We start from the raw sequence: 19,500 nt of genomic DNA on the forward strand, positions 1-19,500 counted from the left end.
ATGTTATTAAAAGATAAAGTAGTGTTAATTACAGGAGGCGCATCTGGAATAGGCGCAGCTGTTACAAGACGATTCATTCAAGAAGGGGCAAAGGTAAGTATTATCGGTCGTTCACTTGAAACACTAGAGCAAATGAAAGAAGAATTTAATGACAATCTCCTTATCATTCAAGGTGACGTAAGCAAATATGAAGACAATGAACGGGCTGTAAAAGCGACTGTTGAACAGTTTGGTAAACTAGATGTGTTTATTGCAAATGCAGGCGTTTTCGATGGCTTTGCAAAATTTGCTGATGTGACTCCAGAGGCTCTATCAGATGCATATGATTACCTTTTAAATATAAACGTAAAAGGATCATTTTTTGGTGTAAAAGCAGCCCTAGAGGAATTACAAAAAACAAATGGTAATATTATTTTTACTGTATCTGGTGCAAGCTTCTACCCAGACGGTGGTGGAGTTTGGTACACGGCTAGTAAGCATGCTCAAATTGGATTAATGCGTCAGCTTGCTTTTGAATTGGCACCAAACATACGAGTAAATGCAGTTGCACCAGGCGGGACTTTAACAGCACTTACTGTCATTCCACCTTTACGTACTTTTACTAAATCCGTGGATAATGATACAAAAGCAAGCAATATAAAAAGAAGAAACCCACTTCAACTAGCACAAATGCCTGAAGATCATGTTGCAGCCTATGTACTTTTAGCATCCGATCAGTCACGTGCAATAACAGGTGAAGTCATTTCAAGTGATGGTGGATTATCAGTTCGTGGACTTGGTTAAGAAAGTTTTAATAAAGCATAGGGTGTCTTAAAAAGATTACTTTTTTGGGACACTCTCTTTTTTTTTTGCTATGTGCACTGCGTTAGTAGTATTAGAACAATTCAAGAAAATAAGAAGTTTACAGTTATTAAGCCTAAAATTGAAATACCATATAGCGCCCAAGCAATTCTCTTATTACCTTTTGACACTTCTTTATTACTAAAGACTCGATTAAATTTGTATGTTAAAAATACTAGTGCCGAGATTGAGAGTAATGTCAATTCGTTCATTTCATGACCCTCCTCTTTTAGTATTTTTAGCCCTACCAACCTGTGTTTTTAGTACTTAATTTAACATACGAAGGAAATAGAAGAATAATTAACACACCTAAAAAAAAGGATAGCGAACATAAAGTAATAAGAATCTGTGTATTAAAAGAAATGAATTGTTTTTGATCACAATTCGAACAATTCACGCCTTCCTTTGATAAAAAAAGCTTCCACAATGTTTTCTTTTCCCATTTGTGATCGCAGTTTTGACACTTTGCCATCCTATTCCTCCTTTTTTATTTTTAGCTCACGTATATGAACTAAAGCAATGCGTTAGTTCATAAAGAAAGTATAAATCGAAACGAATAGATTAAACCCAGATACAAGAATAAGTGAATAAGTGAGAGGCTTTCGTTTCTCTTGTAACCCCATTACTAATAACATTACTCCTAAGGAAAATATCATAAATGGCATTACTATAAATCTACCAGTAATTAAAGCATATACTGCTAAAACGAATGCAAGTAGACCAAAAACACTTTTTAATAGTTTTAACAACGTATATCCTCCTTAATAATAATTCCTATGTAGTACTTAATTAAAATTTTACCATATAATTCCATATTTGTGTGATTCAATTCTGCCATATAAATAAAAGGAGTCTTTCATCATTGAGTCCTGAATTTGTACATCTAAAGCATGAGTAAGTTATATAAAGTTTTCCCATTATATTCTCTATAGCTATTAATAAATCGGCTTAAGATTTTACATATTGACATTTATTTAAAATAACTTTAACATGAAGTAGACTTCACGTGAAATAAACTTCACATGAAATGAACTTCACTTTTTACATGGTTAATAGGTTAGGAGAGATATTTTTGAAGAATATGTTTAGGGATCGCTTTTTATTGTCAATAGTGCTCATTGCATTTGGGAGCATAAAATTAATTTTCAATAAATCGGAAGGCTTTAATTTTGGGTTTATCTTGTTATTAATCGGCGGAATACTTTTGTTATATTCAATAGCGTCTTACATTAAATCTAGAAATAACACTGAATTAGAAATGGAATTATCAAAGGAGTATGACGAAAGGGATATGATAATTGATGGAAAAGTCGCCCATTTTTCTTTGAATTTATTGGTATGTGAACTATTAATTATTATGTTTTTATCCAATTATATTGTAATTTCAACAAATGTTGCATTATTTATACTTTTAGTTTCATTGATAATAAGCGATATGGTATCTAGAAGATTTTATAATCATGTCCTTTAATTAGGAGGAGTTATGATAAATATAGTGAAAGAACTGAGAATGAAACATGATTTAACACAACAAGAACTAGCTGATAAAGTAGGTGTATCTTCAAGAACAATCATCTCATTAGAAAAACAAAAATATAATCCATCTGTACAACTTGCATATAAAATAGCTTCAGTTTTCAATTTATCAATTGAAGAAACATTTATTTTTGATGAGGATGACAAATAGTTCATATAGTAACATCGGATTAAACAAACAACGGAGGATCAAAAAATGCTAATCATGTCATTTATTTTTGGGGTAATTTTAATTACTTGGGGTCTATATCTTATGAGAACAGAAAGAGGTTTATTTGGAAAAAATCGAAAAAGTAAAAATTTATTCAATTTATTATTAATGGGAGAAGCATCAGGATTAGGGCAGTTTTTGGGTGGAGTTTTATTTATCATCATAGGTATTGTCGCATTTTTTATTTAGTATTAACAAATTATCATTTAACCATAATATCAATCCTTTTTCGACCGAATTATTATCAAACCGGAAGTCTGTGAAAAGGTCCAATCAAATAATTAACTTAATCCTAAAGAGAAGTTAGTCGATTTAAAAGCATGTTTTGTTCACTTATTTCAAGACATGCTTTTTCATTTTTTTATAATGCTTAAATATGTTACTTAAATTATAGTCAGGTTTCAACATTACTAATTGATCATATATTTTAGTCACTTCTTCTAAATGTTCTCCCGACTCTAATGACCCACCAGGTAATCCCCAAGTGTTATTATCTTTTCTTAATTGTAATAACAATCTCTTTTGTGAATCTAGTAGTATAACATTTGCTCCAGCCATTAGGAGTGGACGACTACCTACAACTTTTCTTAAATCCATAATATATCCCATTAATTATCTCCTTAAAAACGATAATCCTATTTTATTCTACTAATTTAATGTGTTTCCTTTTAATCTCCCAATAATAAAATAGAAGCCGATCAAAGTTAATGGACTCCCAAGTGATATACAACTACTGCAGTGCTTAGTTGAACAACAAAAAACTACATCAAGACTACAGCCCTTCCAAAGTGTACAAGCCTGAATATTATAGAGTATATAAATATCAAAGAGGTGCTTACTATTGAGTGATCATAAAAAATGTTCTAAATGCAATTCAAAACCATGTTGCTGCAAACTTGAAAATAAAAACAAAATCCAAAACAATCCAATCAATACGTTCAATCCAACAATTAACATCCCAGAATTGCCAGGGTCCTTTTCACCAGCATTTGGAAATTTCTTCAGAATTGGTTTTCAGACAATTCCTCCAAACACTGCTATGATCTGGACTAATACTGGTGCATCATCTGGAGGGGTTTTTTTAGCATCCCCTAATCAAATCGGAGTGACTCAAGAAGGGTTTTATTATATTCATTACACCGTATCTGTCGAAATGTCTACCCTAACAAATATAATGGCTCTGATGGGAATATTTATAAATAATAACGAAGTCCCAAATTTGCAAAGTAGAAATGCAGTCACTAATGTCGAGGCTGATAGAAGTGAGTGTACTAATCTTACAGGAGGTACCATTGTGTTTATTCCAGCAAATGCATTAGTTGAGTTAAGAAGCATTCTAAATACAATTGAAACTTGTGCTGGATTTGATATTGCTGGTGCAATAAATTTAATTAAATTATCTTAAACTATGAATTTTATCCAAAAAGACGATTGTTTAAATACAGTCGCTTTTTTATATTAATCTAAATAAATTTAGGAGTTAAAGTACAGGTACAATGATGCCGCTGACTTTTGCTAAAAGGACCGCCAGACAATGTATATAACGATCAATTGGGGCGGGTAACTATTTGTACAAATCTTTTGTTGAGAAGTTAAAATAACTAATTAAATTTTGAATACAGAATTTAAGTAAAAAAAATAAAAAGGAAGTATCCCAGAAAGCAAGAATACTAAAAATACCCCTATTTAAATTTCCAAGATTTAGTAGTGTGACTTTTTTTCGTTTTACATAAGGAAGGGTTGGGATGAAAAATGGAAAGAGATTATTTAATTAAACCATCACTTGGCCAGCATTACCCTATGATTTCGCATGGAAAGGGTGTGTATCTATTTGATCAAGATGGTAATAGGTACATTGATGGTTCATCTGGTGCAATTACAGTAGGAATTGGTCATGGTGTTGAGGAAATCATTGATGTGATGACCGAACAAGCAAAAAAAGTTTCTTTTGTTTACCGTTCACAGTTTACTAGTGAACCTGCTGAGAAGCTAGCAAAGAAGTTAAGTGATATCACTCAAGGTGATTTAAACTGGACGTTCTTTGTTAATAGTGGTACTGAAGCAACGGAAACTGCTATGAAACTAGCGATCCAGCATTACCAAGAAAAGGGAATGAAAGGAAAGAATAAAATTCTATCACGCTGGATGAGCTATCATGGCATAACTATTGGAGCACTATCTATGTCAGGTCATCCTTTAAGACGTCAACGTTTCGTTCCAATCTTGGAGGATTATCCTTCAGTTTCACCGCCGTATTGTTATCGTTGTCCTTTCAACTTAGAACAGTCATCTTGTGAATTGGCGTGTGCATCTGAATTAGAAACAGCCATTAATCGAATTGGCCCTGAACATATTGCAGCATTTATTGCCGAACCAATTATCGGTGCTGCAGGAGGTGCAATTGTACCATCTAAAGGTTATTACCAAAGAATTAAAGCGATTTGCGAAAAATACAATATTTTACTGATTTCAGACGAGGTTATGACTGGTCTTGGACGTACTGGAAAAATGTTTGCAATGGAGCATTGGGGTGTTCAGCCTGATATCGTTACACTTGGAAAAGGATTAACATCCGGATATACTCCAATGGCTGCAACGATTGCTAGTGATCGAGTGATTGAACCAATTATGCAAGGTTCAAAGATTGTAATGAGTGGACATACATTTAGTGCTAACCCATTATCAGCTGCTGTTTCTTTAGCCGTTATTGAATATGTTGAAAAACATAATTTAGTACAAGCAGCAGAAGAAAAAGGTAATTACCTGATGAATAAGCTCCAAGGATTGATGGAGGAATATCCATTCATTGGAGATGTAAGAGGAAAAGGTTTATTAATCGGTATCGAATTTATTCATGGTATAAAATCAAGTTCCTTTGTTCAAAAAGTAATGCGTAAAGGGTTACTTTTATACCCTTCCGTTGCTGGAAAAAGCGGAAGAGAAGATTCAGCTTTCATGATTGCTCCACCTTTAACGATTACTTATGAAGAATTGGATGAATTGCTTCAAATCCTTAAAGAAGGTTTAAAAGAATTGGAAATGGAACAATCCCTTCTAACGAATACAGCTAAGGGGGAACTCGTATGAATTTAGTTGAAAATACTTATAAAAAAATAGTAACAATCGAACAAATTCTTCAATTTTTCCATGACGACATGACACTAATGGTTGGAGGATTTGGAGGGGTCGGTTCACCACCAACTTTACTTCAAACGTTATTTGATAGTGGAGTTAAGGATCTTCACTTGATTAGTAACGATACTGGATTTCCGGATATCGGCATTGGAAGAATGGTAAGGAATGAAAGAATCAAGTCAATTGTGACATCTCATATAGGTTCGAATCCATTTGCAGGAAAATTAATGACGGAAGGTAAGCTTGAAGTAGAATTTTCCCCGCAAGGAACTTTAGCAGAGCGTATCCGAGCTGGAGGAATGGGGCTTGGAGGAGTTTTAGTAGATGTAGGTCTTGATAGTATGGCGGAAATTGGTAAAGAGAAAGTAAGTGTAAAAGGTAAGCAATTTCTTGTTGAGGAAGCTCTTAAAGCAGAAGTTAGTATTATTTTTGCAAAGAAAGCGGATCCATTTGGAAATTTAGTTTTTGATAAAAGTGCAAGGAATATGAATCCTCATATGGCTATGGCAGGAGATATTACGATTGTAGAAGCGGAAGAAATCGTTCCACTTGGCTCGTTGAATCCTGAGGAAATCGTAACTCCAGGTGTATTTGTTGATTACATAATTTCATCAGAAGGAGTGAACTGGAAATGGGCATGGGAATAGACTTTCGTCAAAAAATTGCAATGCGGGCTGCTAAGGAAATAAAAAACGGAATGATCGTAAATTTAGGGATCGGAATTCCATCCATTGTTCCTGATTACTTACCAGAAGATGTACACGTTATGTTCCATGCGGAAAATGGCGTTATGGGAATTGGACCGAGTCCCGAAAAAGGAAAAGAAGATGAAAATTTATGTAACGCAGGTGGTTTCCCAATAACTGTTTTAAAAGGTGCTAGCTATTTTGATAGTGCTACTGCTTTTGGCATTATACGAAGAGGTTTACTAGACTTAACGGTACTAGGGGCATTACAAGTTAGTGAAAAAGGAGATTTAGCGAATTGGATTGTACCTGGAAAACGTGTACCAGGAATAGGTGGAGCGATGGATTTAGCTCAAAAGGCTAAAAGAGTAATAGTCGTTATGAACCATACCGATAAAGCTGGGAATCCAAAAATTGTGAAAGAATGCAGTTTGCCATTAACTTCTAAATCTTGTGTAGATTTAATCATAACGGAAATGGCTGTTATTGAAGTAGTCAATAACACTTTAGTGCTTAAAGAACTAATGAGTCCATATACTGTAGAGGATGTTATCGAAAAAACTGGTGCGAAACTAGAAATTAGTACTGATTTAAAAATGTTCATATAGAAAAGGGTGAAGAGGATGAATCATTACAAAAAAGTTATTCAAGATTATATAAGCGAACATAAAGAGGAAATTATCGATCTTCTAAAACAGCTAGTAATGGAAAATAGTGTTTCTGGTAATGAAAGTAAGGCACAAGCAATTGTCCTTGAAAAATTAAGAGAACTTGAATTGGATTTGGACGTATGGGAACCAGATCTAAAAGAAATGAAAGAGCATCCTTATTTTATCTCAACAAGAGACAGTTTTACTGGTAGTCCTAATATTGTGGCTACACTTAAAGGAACGAGCGGAGGAAAGTCCATGATTTTAAATGGACATATAGACGTTGTTCCAGAAGGAAATATTCAACAATGGACGTACCCTCCTTACAGTGCAACAGTTGTAGATAACAAGCTTTATGGACGCGGGGCAACTGATATGAAAGGCGGAAATGTTGCGCTAATTTTAGCAATTGAAGCAATAAAACGAAGTGGAATTACACTAAAAGGTAATGTTTATTTTCAAAGTGTAATCGAAGAAGAAAGTGGTGGTGCTGGTACACTTGCTACAATCTTGCGAGGATATACAGCAGATGGTGTCATTATCCCTGAACCAACAAATATGAAGTTTTTTATTAAGCAACAAGGATCAATGTGGTTCCGACTTAAGGTAAAAGGTAAGGTAGCTCATGGAGGTACTCGTTATGAAGGTGTAAGCGCTATCGAAAAAAGCGTACTCATCATTCAACAAATCCAAAAACTTGAGCAATTACGAAATGAGCGAATAACTGATCCGTTATATGATGGAGTACCGATTCCAATTCCGATTAATATAGGAACAATTCATGGTGGAACATGGCCATCTTCTGTATCTGATTTAGTGACTTTAGAAGGACGATTCGGAGTGGCACCAAATGAAAGATTAGAAGATGCAAAAAAAGAATTTGAGAATTGGATTAGTAATATTAAAGATCTTGATGATTGGTTCGTAGAAAATCCGATAGAAGTAGAGTGGTTTGGTGCAAGATGGGTTCCTGGTACTGTTGAAGCTGACAGTGAATTAGTGCAAACCTTGCAACAAAACTTTATTGAAACGATGAAACAACATCCAGTAGTGGAAGCTGCACCATGGGGAACTGATGGAGGATTATTTACACAAATTTTAAATATACCAATGATTGTATTTGGACCAGGTGAGACAAAAGTAGCTCACTACCCAGATGAATTTATTGATTTAGATCAGATGTTTTTAGCAGCAGAAATCATTGCCCATACATTAATTGATTGGTGTGGAGTTGAAGGCCAACAACATGAAGGTGAGGGAGCATATGAAAACGAAAAAGTATTATGAAACAATTAAAGTTCAACAAGAAAACTATTATTTCGAAGGTGCTTTAGATTATTTTAATGAGCGAATTCGAGTTGATTTTTACTTAGGGAACGTGTCACATCTAATCGAAAGAATAGAAAAACTAGCAAAAGCAAACAAATTTACAAAGCTGATTATTAAAGCAAGAAGTGAACATGTATATTCCTTTTTACAATCAGGATATATGATTGAATCTGTACTGAAAGGCTATTTTCAAGGTAGTGATGGCTTTTTTGTTACGAAATATACTAGCCAAGATCGAAGAAATAGTCTATATTGGGCCGCTGGGGATGACATTTTAGATGCTGTTTTAAAGAGTGATAAATCAAAAGAAAAAGTAATTCCTGAAGGTTATGTTTTACGGAGAGCTGAAAAAACTGACTCAACGAAACTTGCTAAATTATATGGTCAAGTTTTTAAGGTATATCCTACACCTTTAAATAATTCCACTTATGTTGAAAAGACGATGGATGAAGGAACGATTTATTGGATTTATGAGAAAGATGGAAATATTGTAAGTGCAGCATCTGCTGAAGTGGACTTTAGTCAAAGAAATGCTGAGCTAACAAATTGTGCAACACTTGAAGAGCATCGTAAGCATGGATTGATGAAGGAGCTAATGAAAAAGTTGGAACAGGATTTAGTAAGCCAATCAGTTTATTGTTCTTATACGATCGCACGAGCATTATCATATGGAATGAACGCAGCCTTTCATCAATTAGGGTATAAGTATACTGGAAGAATGACAAACAACTGCTATATCTTTGATAAATTAGAAGATATGAATGTATGGGTGAAGGATCTTTCAAAAGAAGTCTTTTAATGTCAAACTGCCGAAAAATGAGCGCTGAATTGCTAAGTTTTCGGCAGTGAAAGGATGGTTATGAATGAACGCAACAATTCCAACTAATGAAATGATTAGTGCCATATTAAATAGTATCGATGAAGCAATTCACGCAGTCGACAAGAATGGAATGACGATATTTTATAATCAAGTTGCGGCTGACCATGACGGTGTTTCAGTTGAAGAAGTTCTGGGGAAGCATGTACTAGAAGCTTTCCCTTCTTTAACGAAAGAAACAAGTACCTTATTGAAAGTATTAGAAACAAAGCAGGCAATTATTCAACAGCCCCAACGCTATGAAAATATTAAAGGCCAATTCATCGATACGGTTAACACGACAATTCCAATCATTTTGGATGATCAATTGATCGGTGCTGTTGAAATTGCAAAGGATTATTCTACAATTAAATCGCTCGGTGAGAAGGTTTTAGACCTACAAGCAAGAATTAAACCGCAAGTAAAAAAAGGAAAAGCTAAACAAGTTCACTCTTATACGATCTCAGATATCTTAACAGATGACCCTGCATTAATGGCCGTTAAAAATCAAGTTGAAAAGGTAGCAAATGCCGACTCAGCAGTACTCGTAGTTGGTGAAACTGGAACTGGGAAAGAACTTTTCGTACAGTCAATTCACCATTGTTCAAACAGAAGTGAAGGGCCTTTTATTGCGCAAAACTGTGCTGCTTTACCAGAATCATTACTGGAGAGTATACTATTTGGTACGACAAAAGGTAGTTATACAGGAGCGATTGATCGAGCAGGATTATTTGAACTTGCTGATGGTGGAAGCTTGTTTTTAGATGAACTAAATTCAATGCCATTAGAGCTCCAAGCCAAGCTACTGAGAGTACTAGAGGATGGAGTTGTTCGACGAATAGGTGATCAAAAGACTCGTAAAGTTAATGTAAGGGTAATCGCTGCAATTAATGAATCACCATTAGATTGCGTTCAAAACGGGATTATGCGTCCGGATTTGTATTATCGTTTGAATGTGTTTTCTTTGTTTATCCCTCCGTTAAGGGAAAGGAATTATGATATCGAGCTACTCACGTCCCATTTTGTTGAACAATTTAATGAACGCTTTTCAAAGAATATCCGAAATGTAGAACATACTGTATTTGAGTTATTCCACCAATATAATTGGCCAGGTAATGTCCGAGAACTAAAGCATACGATTGAGCACGCTATGATTATGGCAGAAGGGCATACGCTAACAGTTAAACATCTTCCGATTCAATTACAACAAATTAAGAAAAGTACTGAAACAAAAGGAGTTCAGCCTTTACGTACTGCAATGCAGGAAATGGAAATTTCACTTATTAAACAAGCATTGCTACAAACGAATTCTAATATTCAACAAGCTGCAGCACTACTTGAAATACCTAGGCAAACCCTTCAGTATAAAATTCAAAAGTTAAATATCGTAGTATAAACTACATTTTATTCTCTAAAAAAACTAGTTTTAGCACTTCATTCAATAACCAAGCCGCCTAATTTTAGGCGGTTTTATTCTGTTTGATTCATCTTTAGTAGATCCCAACGTAAGAATTTAACTTTAAAAAATAAATTAACAGGCTGAATAGTTTGAATTTTCTATATTTGTGACGTTTTTACAAAAGTTTTGTAAATTTTTGGCACGGGTCTTGCTACATATAAAGCAAACAGTTTGAAAGGGGATGTAAGTATGGTAAATGCAGTCTATGCTCCAAAAAGACATTGGAAAGAAATTGAATTATGGAAAGATGTAACAGATGAACAATGGAATGATTGGGTTTGGCAACTTACAAACACCATCAAATCATTGGATGAGTTAAAGCAAGTAATTAATCTCACGCCAGACGAAGAAGATGGGGTACGAATTGCGACAAAAACAATTCCACTAAACATTACTCCATATTATGCATCGTTAATGAATCCGGATGACCCACGTTGTCCAGTTCGTATGCAGTCAGTTCCGATCTCTGCGGAGATTCATAAAACTAAGTATGATCTAGAAGACCCTCTTCATGAAGATGAAGATTCTCCTGTACCAGGTTTAACACATCGTTATCCAGATCGAGTTCTATTTTTAGTAACAAATCAATGCTCAATGTACTGTCGTTACTGTACTAGACGCCGCTTCTCAGGACAAATTGGAATGGGAGTGCCAAAGAAACAGCTTGATGCTGCTATTAATTACATTAGCAAAAATCCGCAAGTACGAGATGTACTTATTTCAGGTGGAGACGGTCTTTTAATTAACGATAATATTTTAGAGTATATTTTAAAAAGTTTACGTGAAATTCCACATGTGGAAATTATCCGTATTGGTACTAGGGCGCCAGTCGTATTCCCACAACGTATTACTGAAAACCTTTGTAATATCTTAAAGAAATATCATCCAGTTTGGTTAAATACTCACTTTAATACTTCAATTGAAATTACAGAGGATTCAAAACGAGCTTGCGAAATGCTTGCGAATGCCGGTGTTCCATTAGGAAACCAAGCCGTAATCTTGGCTGGAATTAATGACAGTGTACCAATTATGAAAAAGCTAATGCATGATTTAGTTAAAATTCGTGTTCGTCCATACTATATTTATCAATGTGATTTATCAGAAGGAATTGGACACTTCCGTGCACCTGTTTCAAAAGGTTTAGAAATTATGGAAGGTTTACGCGGCCATACTTCTGGATATGCGGTACCAACATTTGTAGTAGACGCACCGGGTGGCGGAGGAAAAATTTCGCTTCAACCAAATTACTTAATTTCTCAAAGTGCTGACAAAGTAGTTCTTCGTAATTTTGAAGGTGTTATTACTACTTATCCGGAACCACAAAATTACGTACCAGGTCGAGCGGAAGCTTACTTTAAAGAAATTTATCCTAATATGGAAGAAAAACGTTCAAATGCAGGTATTGCTGGATTAATGAATGAAACAAAATTCAATCTTGTACCTGAAGGATTACAACGTATGGAAGTTCGTAAAACATACTCAACAAACCCAGAGCATGCTTCTTTGAAAGATAAGCGTGAAAAACGCGATGAGTTAAAAGAAAAGAAATTCCAAGCACAGCTTACAAAAATCCAAGTTAGTGAAAAGCTAGTAGGAAGTGCGCAAGGAGACGCTGAATGATGAAATGTCAGTGGTGTGAGTCTGCTAACATAGTTGAATCAACAAATACGGTCTACTGGGAACTACCAGATGGTACAAAGGCAATTGAGATTAAAGAAACACCATGTATCGTTTGCTTAGATTGTAAAATAACATATCAAACAGATGACACTGTTAATGCAATTGAGGAGCAATTATACTTAATCGACACGAAGCTACTTGGTAAAACAACTTCGTATCATGGACTGCTTGAGCAACAAAGATTATTAAAGAGGAATTATTTTGACTTTTCCAAGTAAGAAATGAGAAGCGATATTCGCTTCTCATTTTCTCTACTGTTCAAACTTTTCCTGATCAACAGATAGATGTTTGAAAAAAGCAGAAAAATTATCGAATCCAAAAAACGACTGAAAAGGAGTATTTTAATGAAAAATACGGTAAATACAATAACAGTCATTGATTCAGAGAATCATATTCCTTCTATGCATCAAGAGTTAAAGCGTGGATTAAAACCTCGTCATATTACAATGATTTCACTAGGAGGAACAATTGGAACAGGTTTATTTTTAGCAAGTGGAGGAGCAATCCATAATGCAGGACCAGGTGGAGTTCTTGCAGCTTATATAGCGATTGGAATCATGGTGTACTTTTTAATGACAAGCCTTGCTGAGATGGCAACATTTATGCCAGTTGCAGGATCTTTTAGTACATACGCAACAAAATTCGTTGATCCTGCACTTGGTTTTGCACTTGGTTGGAATTACTGGTATAACTGGGCAATTACAATAGCAGCAGAATTAGCTGCAGTTACGATGGTTATGAAATTCTGGTTACCACATACATCTTCACTCTTATGGAGTTCATTATTTTTAGCGATTATCTTTCTATTAAACTATCTGTCTGTTAAAGGGTTTGGGGAGTCTGAATACTGGTTTTCGATCATTAAAGTTGCTACAGTCATCATTTTTTTAATTTCGGGATTTTTAATGATTTTTGGAATTATTGGTGGAGAAGCAGTAGGGTTTAAAAACTTTACAATTGGCGATGCTCCTTTTCATGGAGGATTTATGGCGACACTCGGAATCTTTATGGCAGCTGGATTTTCTTTCCAAGGTACCGAGTTGCTAGGTGTAGCAGCTGGTGAGAGCGAAGAGCCAGAGCGAAATATACCTCGGGCGGCTCGTCAAATATTTTGGCGTATTTTATTATTTTACGTCTTGTCTGTATTTGTAATAGGTCTACTAATACCATATACAAATGACAATCTAGCAAGTGGCGATGTAGCTGTTAGTCCATTTACATTAGTTTTTGATAAAGCTGGCATTGCATTTGCAGCGTCTGTCATGAATGCAGTTATCTTAACGGCGATTTTATCAGCTGGAAACTCAGGAATGTATGCTTCAGCACGAATGCTTTGGGACATGGCTCGTCAAGGGAAAGCTCCAAAAGCATTAGGTAAGTTAAATAAAAGGGGTGTACCTGTTAATGCACTAATCATTACAGCCGCAGTCGGTACATTAGCTTTTTTAGCTTCTCTATACGGTGATGGGGTTGTTTACATTTGGTTACTTAATGCATCAGGTATGTCTGGTTTTATTGCATGGCTTGGCATAGCGATTTGTCATTATCGATTCCGTAAAGCCTTTGTAGCACAAGGGAAGGATTTAAATGATCTACCATATAAAGCAAAGTGGTTCCCATTTGGACCAATATTTGCTTTCGTACTATGTGGGGTCGTTATACTTGGACAAAACTATTCAGCATTCATGGGAAATAAAATTGACTGGAACGGAGTACTTGTTTCCTATATAGGTCTGCCATTATTCCTTGTTTTGTTGATCGGATATAAACTGATAAAAAGAACAAAAATTGTTCCACTTAGCGAGTGTGATTTCGAGAATTAAGCATGACGGCAGAGTTTTATAGATAATGGAACTAGCTTTTAATCGAATAGTAAATTGTATGGAGATGTAATTCGTATTTGAATTAGCATCTCTTTTTTATCTGAAAATTCAGTATCCTGCATAACTCTTATGGTAAATATGAGAACGCTGAGACATAACAGGAAAGAAGGTGACGGGAAATTCAATTATCTCGCCAAATGGAAAGCAAGCACCCCAAGTGGAAATCATCCTGAATAGACTCCTTATACGAAAAATTGGTTTATTTTTCAACAGAGTAAAAGCCGATCCTCTATATAGTGAGAATCGGCTTTACTTTTGTAATAACTTACTTTACGTGTCTAAATCCTTCTCTAAATGAATACCAATTTTACCTTCCTGTATTCTAGATCTGAAAAGAGCCCAATAAATAACAATTCCAGCAAGAAATAAATAAAGTATTACTTTAGTTGTTGGTAAAAAGTCTTTTGGAAGAGTTAAAATACCAACTTCAAATACTAACCAAATAATCGCAAGAATCGTAACAGGCAGTCTCCATTTTCCTAGCTTAAAACCATCTGTATCCGGTAAGGTCTTAATTTTAGTAGCGTATGCGATTACAGTAATTAAGTATATGATGGCTGGAAGTGCCGCAGAAGTACCGATCAATAATGATAGCTTACCAAAATAGAATACAGCTATAATGCCTAATACAGAAACTAAAATTATCGCATTGTACGGTACATTATGTTTTTTATCTACCTTTTTAAATACATTTGAAGCAAAAAACACATTGTCTCTCGAAAGGGCGTAAATAAGTCGAGATGCAGAAGCCATAATGATTAATCCGCAAGCAAAAATCGAGACAATCACTAATGCAAGGAAGAAATCAGCAACTGCAGTGCCCAAACGTGATTGTAAAATATCAGAAATAGGGGAAGCGGAAGCCATGATGCCATTAATATCTTTAATACCTGAAGTAACAATGATCAAGAAAATAAATCCAATTACACCTGCAAGTAACATTGAGAAAACAATGGCTTTAGGTACTGTTTTATTCGCATCAACTGTTTCTTCTGCTAGATTTGCTGCTGCTTCAAAGCCTACTAATGTATAAGAGCCCATTACGACTGCTAGTACAAATGCTGTAAAATAGCTACCATTTGAACCGACCTTGTGAGCTGTATAAGTTAATAATGAAAAATCTGCTCCTTTGAAAAATAAGACAAAGCTTAAAATAATAATAATGCCAATAAATCCGATTACTTCTGTATAGACAGCTGAATTATTAATGATTGTAGCAATCCTTACTCCGTAAATATTTAATAATGCTTGAATAATGATTGTCACGATTACGACGGTTGTAAGAACGGTAGTAGTACTCTTAATTCCAATTAAATCAAGAAAAATTGGGGCTACTCCATAATCGACAGTTGGTACAACAATAATTAAATAACATAAAGCTGCCCAACCTGTAAACCAACCAAATCCCCGATTCGTTAAGCGACTAACCCATTGATAAACATATCCACTTAAAGGAATTTTGCTAGATAAATCTGCAAATATTAAAGCAACAAGTAAATGTCCCACCATGACAAATGGCCACGTCCAAATTCCAGCAGGTCCTGCTGCTCCTAAAGCAAGACTATAAGAGCTAAAAATACCAGTTGTAATCGAGATAAATGAAAACGCAACTGCAAATGAACTGAAAAATTTTAATGATCGTTGTAATTCCTGCTTGTAGTTAAACGATTGTAAAGCATCTGAATCAATACCTTGTTTACTCATAAATCATCTCCTCCAAAATTTTATTTACAGAATTTTCTTATAATTAAACTCATAGTTAGTCCTTTTTGCTTAACTAAAAGTTTTATTATCGATTAAATACAAAACCTACATATTCTATTCGGACCTAAAATTGGGCAGAATTGGTATTTTCTATTTAACAATGCAACTTCCATGCCAGTCTAATAGATATAAGTAATTTAAGAGATTTGTATAAATAGAGACGTAAATCTTATGAGGACTTGAATAATGTATGCAGTAGTGAATAACAACCAGGGTGATCATAAACGTAGGAATTAGTGACATTCACTTTGCTTTTTCGATTGAAATTAATCATTTCAAAGCTATAGCGGGTGTTCTTTATAACGTTTACATAAAATTAATAATTTGGCATAAAACTTGCAAATTTAAAAAAAAGACTTGTTTAAATATTCAAAAAAAGGAGGTTTCTGTCGGGAAAGTAAGAATTAAAAGGAAGAATCAACAATATTGTAAGCGCTTATTCTAAAACGAAGGGGATATGATAGGTGGAAAATAAAACACAGTTAAAGAGATCCTTAAAGTTATGGCAAGTAGTTATGATGGGGTTAGCTTATATGACTCCTATGGTAGTTTTTGACACATTTGGAATTGTATCTGATATCACTGATGGTCACGTACCAACTGCATATATAGTAGCTCTAATTGGAATGTTATTTACAGCGGTAAGCTATGGCAAACTTGTAAGAGAATTTCCTGAAGCTGGGTCTGCATACACATACACCCAGAAAGCGATTAGTGGGCACTTAGGTTTTCTTGTTGGATGGTCATCATTATTAGATTACTTGTTCTTACCAATGGTAAATGCTCTATTAACGAAAATTTACTTAAATGCACTTTTTCCTAATGTTCCAACATGGATTTGGGTAATTTTATTTGTTGGATTAGTTACATTATTAAACTTAAGAAGTATCAATATGCTCGCCAATTTTAATACTCTCTTTGTATTAGTTCAGCTTGCGATCATGGTTGTTTTTATCATTCTAGTAATCCAAGGTCTACATCATGGTGAAGGATACGGTGGATTCAGTATCCAACCACTTTTTAATGAAGGAATGCATTTTGGCACATTAGTAACAGGTGCAACGATTCTTTGCTTCTCATTCTTAGGGTTTGATGCCGTTTCAACTTTATCAGAAGAAGCAATAAACCCTGCAAAAACAATTCCTAAAGCAATTCTATACACAGCGCTTTGGGGAGGCGTAATTTTTACAGTTACAGCATTTTTCATTCAATTATACTATCCGGACATATCTAGATTTAAGCATCCAGATGCTGCATCGCCAGAGATTGCATTATATGTCGGTGGTAAATTATTTCAATCAATATTCTTATGCATTACTTTTATTAATACACTTGCTTCTGCATTGGCGTCACATGCGAGTGTCTCGCGTTTGTTATATGTAATGGGGCGCGACAAGGTTTTCCCAGATAAATGGTTTGGATTCGTTCATCCAAAATGGAAAACACCAGCATTTAACGTTATTTTCGTTGGGGTGATTTCATTATCAGCAATCTTTTTCAACTTGGTAACAGCTACTTCATTAATTAACTTTGGTGCATTAATGGCATTTACTTTTGTTAACTTATCTGTTATCAACCATTTTTACATTCGGAAAAAGCATAGATCAGTCAAAGGCTTCATTTCTTACTTGCTTTTACCTTTATTAGGAGCTGCATCTGTAGCAATCCTATGGTTTAACATTGAAAAAAGCTCGTTAATAATGGGATCAATTTGGTTCGTAGTTGGTTTAGTATACTTAATTTATCTTACTAAGGCATTCCAAATTGCACCTCCTAAATATGAAGAAGAAGTTGTGGTGTAATAAACAATATGACCAAAAGTCACAAGGTAATTTAATTTCCTTGTGGCTTTTTTTTTGAATCATTTCAGGATACTTTGCTCGTGAAATGAAGGAATTCAATTTTGAATAATGTTTAATGCAAAATTGAATAATTCATGCATCTAATCATATTTCCTCTATTGGATTGAATCTAGTTACCTGAGAAAAAAACGATATATAAGTATTACTTGAAAAAATAAAAAGGAATCAAAGCCTTGTAATAGCCTTTCTAAATAAGCTTTTGTCAATTTTACTACTTCACAAATTAATGGATTCAATTCAAGTTGGCACAGGATTTGCTATTACATTTTTAAAAATAACTAATGAGGTGTGTAAAATGAGTTCAAAATTAACTGAAGTAGAACAAAATGAAAAGAGTAGTGAACAAGTAGAAATAGATGATTCGCTTCAAGAGTTTAGAGAAACATTAAATGAAGCAATCGGCATAATGAACTATCCGAGCCAAGTATTTGATTTTCTTAAAACACCAATGCGATTTTTAGAATTTAGTATTCCTGTTCAAATGGATAATGGGGAGACGAAAGTATTTCAAGGGTATCGAGCTCAACATAACGATGCACTAGGACCTACAAAAGGGGGAATTAGATTTCATCCTGATGTAACGCCAGAGGAAGTAAAAGCATTAGCTGGTTGGATGAGTTTAAAGTGTAGTATTACTGATTTACCTTATGGTGGAGCAAAAGGTGGAGTTGTTTGTGACCCAAGACTATTAAGTATGAATGAACTAGAAAAGTTAAGTAGAGGTTATGTAAGAGCTGTCAGCCAAATTGTAGGACCTACTAAAGATATTCCTGCACCTGATATGTATACAAACGCACAAGTAATGGCATGGATGCTAGATGAATATGACCATATTAGAGAGTTTGATTCACCAAGCTTTATCACTGGTAAACCGATAACTTTAGGAGGTTCAGTAGGTCGAGAGACGGCAACATCAAAAGGAGTATTTTATGCTCTTGAGCTAATTAGTGAAATACAAAAAATCGAAATTAAAAATATGAAAGTCATTATTCAAGGATTTGGAAATGTTGGTAGTTACTTAGCACAATACTTATATGAAGCTGGGGTAAAGGTTGTCGGTGTTTCAGATGTACTTGGAGCAATCTATGATCCTAAAGGTTTAGACATTCCATATCTATTAGACAATCGTGATTCGTTTGGGGTTGTTTCTAACCTATTTAAAAATGCGATTTCTAATCAAGAGTTATTAGAAAAAGAATGTGATGTCTTAATACCAGCAGCAATAAGCGGTGTGATTAATAACCGAAATGCAGATAAATTGAAATGTAAGATTGTTGTTGAAGCAGCGAATGGACCGACTACTAAAGAAGCGCTAGAAATCCTTGATCAAAAAGAGATTTTAGTCGTTCCCGATATTTTAGCCAACTCAGGTGGAGTAGTTGTTTCCTATTTTGAGTGGTGTCAAAATATGCAAGGTTATTATTGGACTGAGAGTACTGTAGATGAGAGATTAAAAGAAAAAATGACAGATAGCTTTTTAAAAGTTTATAAAACATCACAAAAATATAATGTAAACATGAAAATAGCAGCTTATATCGAAGGAATTCGTAAAATTGCTGAAGCTTGTCGCTTGAGAGGTTGGGTAAAATTTTAAAACAAAAGGAGAGAT

General features: G+C 34.7%; 19 protein-coding genes and 1 pseudogene. 16 read left to right on the top strand and 4 right to left on the bottom strand.

Going from position 1 to position 19,500, the window contains the following annotated elements; all coding sequences use genetic code 11:
• Positions 1 to 783 (top strand): SDR family NAD(P)-dependent oxidoreductase, encoded by a 783-nt coding sequence (locus tag CN925_RS10305; RefSeq protein ID WP_098846174.1) that lies wholly within the window; start codon positions 1 to 3, stop codon positions 781 to 783.
• 101 nt (positions 784 to 884) lie between these two features.
• Here the strand turns inward: CN925_RS10305 and CN925_RS21305 are convergent, their stop codons facing one another.
• Positions 885 to 1,052: a hypothetical protein gene (locus tag CN925_RS21305; protein ID WP_180232928.1), complete on the bottom strand. Its 168-nt coding sequence runs from the start codon at positions 1,050 to 1,052 to the stop codon at positions 885 to 887.
• Positions 1,053 to 1,364: 312 nt separating this feature from the next.
• Positions 1,365 to 1,589 carry a DUF3953 domain-containing protein gene (locus CN925_RS10315; RefSeq protein WP_098846176.1) on the bottom strand — a complete coding sequence of 75 codons (225 nt, stop codon included), beginning with the start codon at positions 1,587 to 1,589 and terminating at the stop codon, positions 1,365 to 1,367.
• A 323-nt stretch (positions 1,590 to 1,912) separates the two neighbouring features.
• Here CN925_RS10315 and CN925_RS10320 point away from each other — a divergent pair, with 323 nt between their 5' ends.
• From CN925_RS10320 to CN925_RS10330, 3 genes are read left to right on the top strand one after another with little or no spacing between them, the layout of a single operon-like run.
• Positions 1,913 to 2,311 (top strand): hypothetical protein, encoded by a 399-nt coding sequence (locus tag CN925_RS10320; RefSeq protein ID WP_098846177.1) that lies wholly within the window; start codon positions 1,913 to 1,915, stop codon positions 2,309 to 2,311.
• A 12-nt stretch (positions 2,312 to 2,323) separates the two neighbouring features.
• Positions 2,324 to 2,527: a helix-turn-helix transcriptional regulator gene (locus tag CN925_RS10325; protein ID WP_098846178.1), complete on the top strand. Its 204-nt coding sequence runs from the start codon at positions 2,324 to 2,326 to the stop codon at positions 2,525 to 2,527.
• Positions 2,528 to 2,572: 45 nt separating this feature from the next.
• Complete coding sequence (locus tag CN925_RS10330; RefSeq protein ID WP_098846179.1) at positions 2,573 to 2,776, top strand: hypothetical protein; 204 nt, start codon at positions 2,573 to 2,575, stop codon at positions 2,774 to 2,776.
• A gap of 243 nt (positions 2,777 to 3,019) precedes the next feature.
• On the opposite strand, the pseudogene CN925_RS21560 reads toward CN925_RS10330, so the two are convergent.
• A pseudogene (locus tag CN925_RS21560) lies at positions 3,020 to 3,196 on the bottom strand (NUDIX domain-containing protein); the annotation flags it as partial.
• A gap of 232 nt (positions 3,197 to 3,428) precedes the next feature.
• Here CN925_RS21560 and CN925_RS10340 point away from each other — a divergent pair.
• From CN925_RS10340 to CN925_RS10385, 10 genes are all read left to right on the top strand, one after another.
• Positions 3,429 to 3,992 (top strand): hypothetical protein, encoded by a 564-nt coding sequence (locus CN925_RS10340; protein WP_098846180.1) that lies wholly within the window; start codon positions 3,429 to 3,431, stop codon positions 3,990 to 3,992.
• 347 nt (positions 3,993 to 4,339) lie between these two features.
• Positions 4,340 to 5,674, top strand: coding sequence for an aspartate aminotransferase family protein (locus tag CN925_RS10345; protein WP_098846181.1), 1,335 nt, complete (start codon positions 4,340 to 4,342; stop codon positions 5,672 to 5,674).
• The gene (locus tag CN925_RS10350; RefSeq protein WP_098846182.1) at positions 5,671 to 6,369 is read left to right on the top strand and encodes a 3-oxoacid CoA-transferase subunit A; all 699 of its coding nucleotides are present in this window, start codon (positions 5,671 to 5,673) and stop codon (positions 6,367 to 6,369) included. Before CN925_RS10345 ends, CN925_RS10350 begins: the two co-directional genes overlap by 4 nt.
• Entirely contained in the window at positions 6,354 to 7,016 is a 663-nt protein-coding gene (locus CN925_RS10355; RefSeq protein WP_098846183.1) for a 3-oxoacid CoA-transferase subunit B, read from the top strand. Before CN925_RS10350 ends, CN925_RS10355 begins: the two co-directional genes overlap by 16 nt.
• A 15-nt stretch (positions 7,017 to 7,031) precedes the next feature.
• Entirely contained in the window at positions 7,032 to 8,345 is a 1,314-nt protein-coding gene (locus CN925_RS10360; protein ID WP_098846184.1) for a peptidase, read from the top strand.
• Positions 8,323 to 9,186, top strand: coding sequence for a putative beta-lysine N-acetyltransferase (ablB, locus tag CN925_RS10365; protein ID WP_098846185.1), 864 nt, complete (start codon positions 8,323 to 8,325; stop codon positions 9,184 to 9,186). Before CN925_RS10360 ends, ablB begins: the two co-directional genes overlap by 23 nt.
• Before the next feature lie 64 nt (positions 9,187 to 9,250).
• The gene (locus CN925_RS10370; protein WP_098846186.1) at positions 9,251 to 10,639 is read left to right on the top strand and encodes a sigma-54 interaction domain-containing protein; all 1,389 of its coding nucleotides are present in this window, start codon (positions 9,251 to 9,253) and stop codon (positions 10,637 to 10,639) included.
• A 252-nt stretch (positions 10,640 to 10,891) separates the two neighbouring features.
• Entirely contained in the window at positions 10,892 to 12,322 is a 1,431-nt protein-coding gene (gene kamA / locus CN925_RS10375; protein WP_098846187.1) for a lysine 2,3-aminomutase, read from the top strand.
• Positions 12,322 to 12,600 (top strand): YokU family protein, encoded by a 279-nt coding sequence (locus CN925_RS10380; protein ID WP_098846198.1) that lies wholly within the window; start codon positions 12,322 to 12,324, stop codon positions 12,598 to 12,600. The genes kamA and CN925_RS10380 overlap by 1 nt, the downstream gene beginning before the upstream one ends.
• Before the next feature lie 183 nt (positions 12,601 to 12,783).
• Positions 12,784 to 14,205 (top strand): amino acid permease, encoded by a 1,422-nt coding sequence (locus CN925_RS10385; RefSeq protein ID WP_098846199.1) that lies wholly within the window; start codon positions 12,784 to 12,786, stop codon positions 14,203 to 14,205.
• A 330-nt stretch (positions 14,206 to 14,535) separates the two neighbouring features.
• Here CN925_RS10385 and CN925_RS10390 read toward each other — a convergent pair whose 3' ends face one another.
• Positions 14,536 to 15,969, bottom strand: a complete 1,434-nt coding sequence (locus CN925_RS10390; RefSeq protein ID WP_098846188.1) for an APC family permease — start codon at positions 15,967 to 15,969, stop codon at positions 14,536 to 14,538.
• Between the two features lie 575 nt (positions 15,970 to 16,544).
• Between CN925_RS10390 and CN925_RS10395 the strand changes: the two genes are divergently transcribed.
• A complete protein-coding gene (locus CN925_RS10395; protein WP_098846200.1) occupies positions 16,545 to 17,831 on the top strand; it encodes an APC family permease in 1,287 nt (428 codons plus the stop codon).
• 355 nt (positions 17,832 to 18,186) lie between these two features.
• Entirely contained in the window at positions 18,187 to 19,485 is a 1,299-nt protein-coding gene (locus tag CN925_RS10400) for a Glu/Leu/Phe/Val family dehydrogenase (protein ID WP_098846189.1), read from the top strand.
• Positions 19,486 to 19,500: the final 15 nt, after the last annotated feature.

The organism is Bacillus sp. AFS055030, from assembly GCF_002574545.1.
GTDB lineage: Bacteria > Bacillota > Bacilli > Bacillales > Bacillaceae_G > Gottfriedia.

Bases quoted from the DNA above. Each gene is read 5' to 3' on its own strand.
- CN925_RS10350 (WP_098846182.1), top strand. From the start codon at position 5,671: ATGAATTTAGTTGAAAATACTTATAAAAAAATAGTAACAATCGAACAA.
- CN925_RS10325 (WP_098846178.1), top strand. From the start codon at position 2,324: ATGATAAATATAGTGAAAGAACTGAGAATGAAACATGATTTAACACAA.
- CN925_RS10370 (WP_098846186.1), top strand. From the start codon at position 9,251: ATGAACGCAACAATTCCAACTAATGAAATGATTAGTGCCATATTAAAT.
- CN925_RS10330 (WP_098846179.1), top strand. From the start codon at position 2,573: ATGCTAATCATGTCATTTATTTTTGGGGTAATTTTAATTACTTGGGGT.
- CN925_RS10305 (WP_098846174.1), top strand. From the start codon at position 1: ATGTTATTAAAAGATAAAGTAGTGTTAATTACAGGAGGCGCATCTGGA.
- CN925_RS10380 (WP_098846198.1), top strand. From the start codon at position 12,322: ATGAAATGTCAGTGGTGTGAGTCTGCTAACATAGTTGAATCAACAAAT.
- CN925_RS21305 (WP_180232928.1), bottom strand. From the start codon at position 1,052: ATGAACGAATTGACATTACTCTCAATCTCGGCACTAGTATTTTTAACA.
- CN925_RS10395 (WP_098846200.1), top strand. From the start codon at position 16,545: ATGATGGGGTTAGCTTATATGACTCCTATGGTAGTTTTTGACACATTT.
- CN925_RS10355 (WP_098846183.1), top strand. From the start codon at position 6,354: ATGGGCATGGGAATAGACTTTCGTCAAAAAATTGCAATGCGGGCTGCT.
- CN925_RS10390 (WP_098846188.1), bottom strand. From the start codon at position 15,969: ATGAGTAAACAAGGTATTGATTCAGATGCTTTACAATCGTTTAACTAC.
- ablB (WP_098846185.1), top strand. From the start codon at position 8,323: ATGAAAACGAAAAAGTATTATGAAACAATTAAAGTTCAACAAGAAAAC.
- CN925_RS10360 (WP_098846184.1), top strand. From the start codon at position 7,032: ATGAATCATTACAAAAAAGTTATTCAAGATTATATAAGCGAACATAAA.
- kamA (WP_098846187.1), top strand. From the start codon at position 10,892: ATGGTAAATGCAGTCTATGCTCCAAAAAGACATTGGAAAGAAATTGAA.
- CN925_RS10345 (WP_098846181.1), top strand. From the start codon at position 4,340: ATGGAAAGAGATTATTTAATTAAACCATCACTTGGCCAGCATTACCCT.
- CN925_RS10385 (WP_098846199.1), top strand. From the start codon at position 12,784: ATGCATCAAGAGTTAAAGCGTGGATTAAAACCTCGTCATATTACAATG.
- CN925_RS10400 (WP_098846189.1), top strand. From the start codon at position 18,187: ATGAGTTCAAAATTAACTGAAGTAGAACAAAATGAAAAGAGTAGTGAA.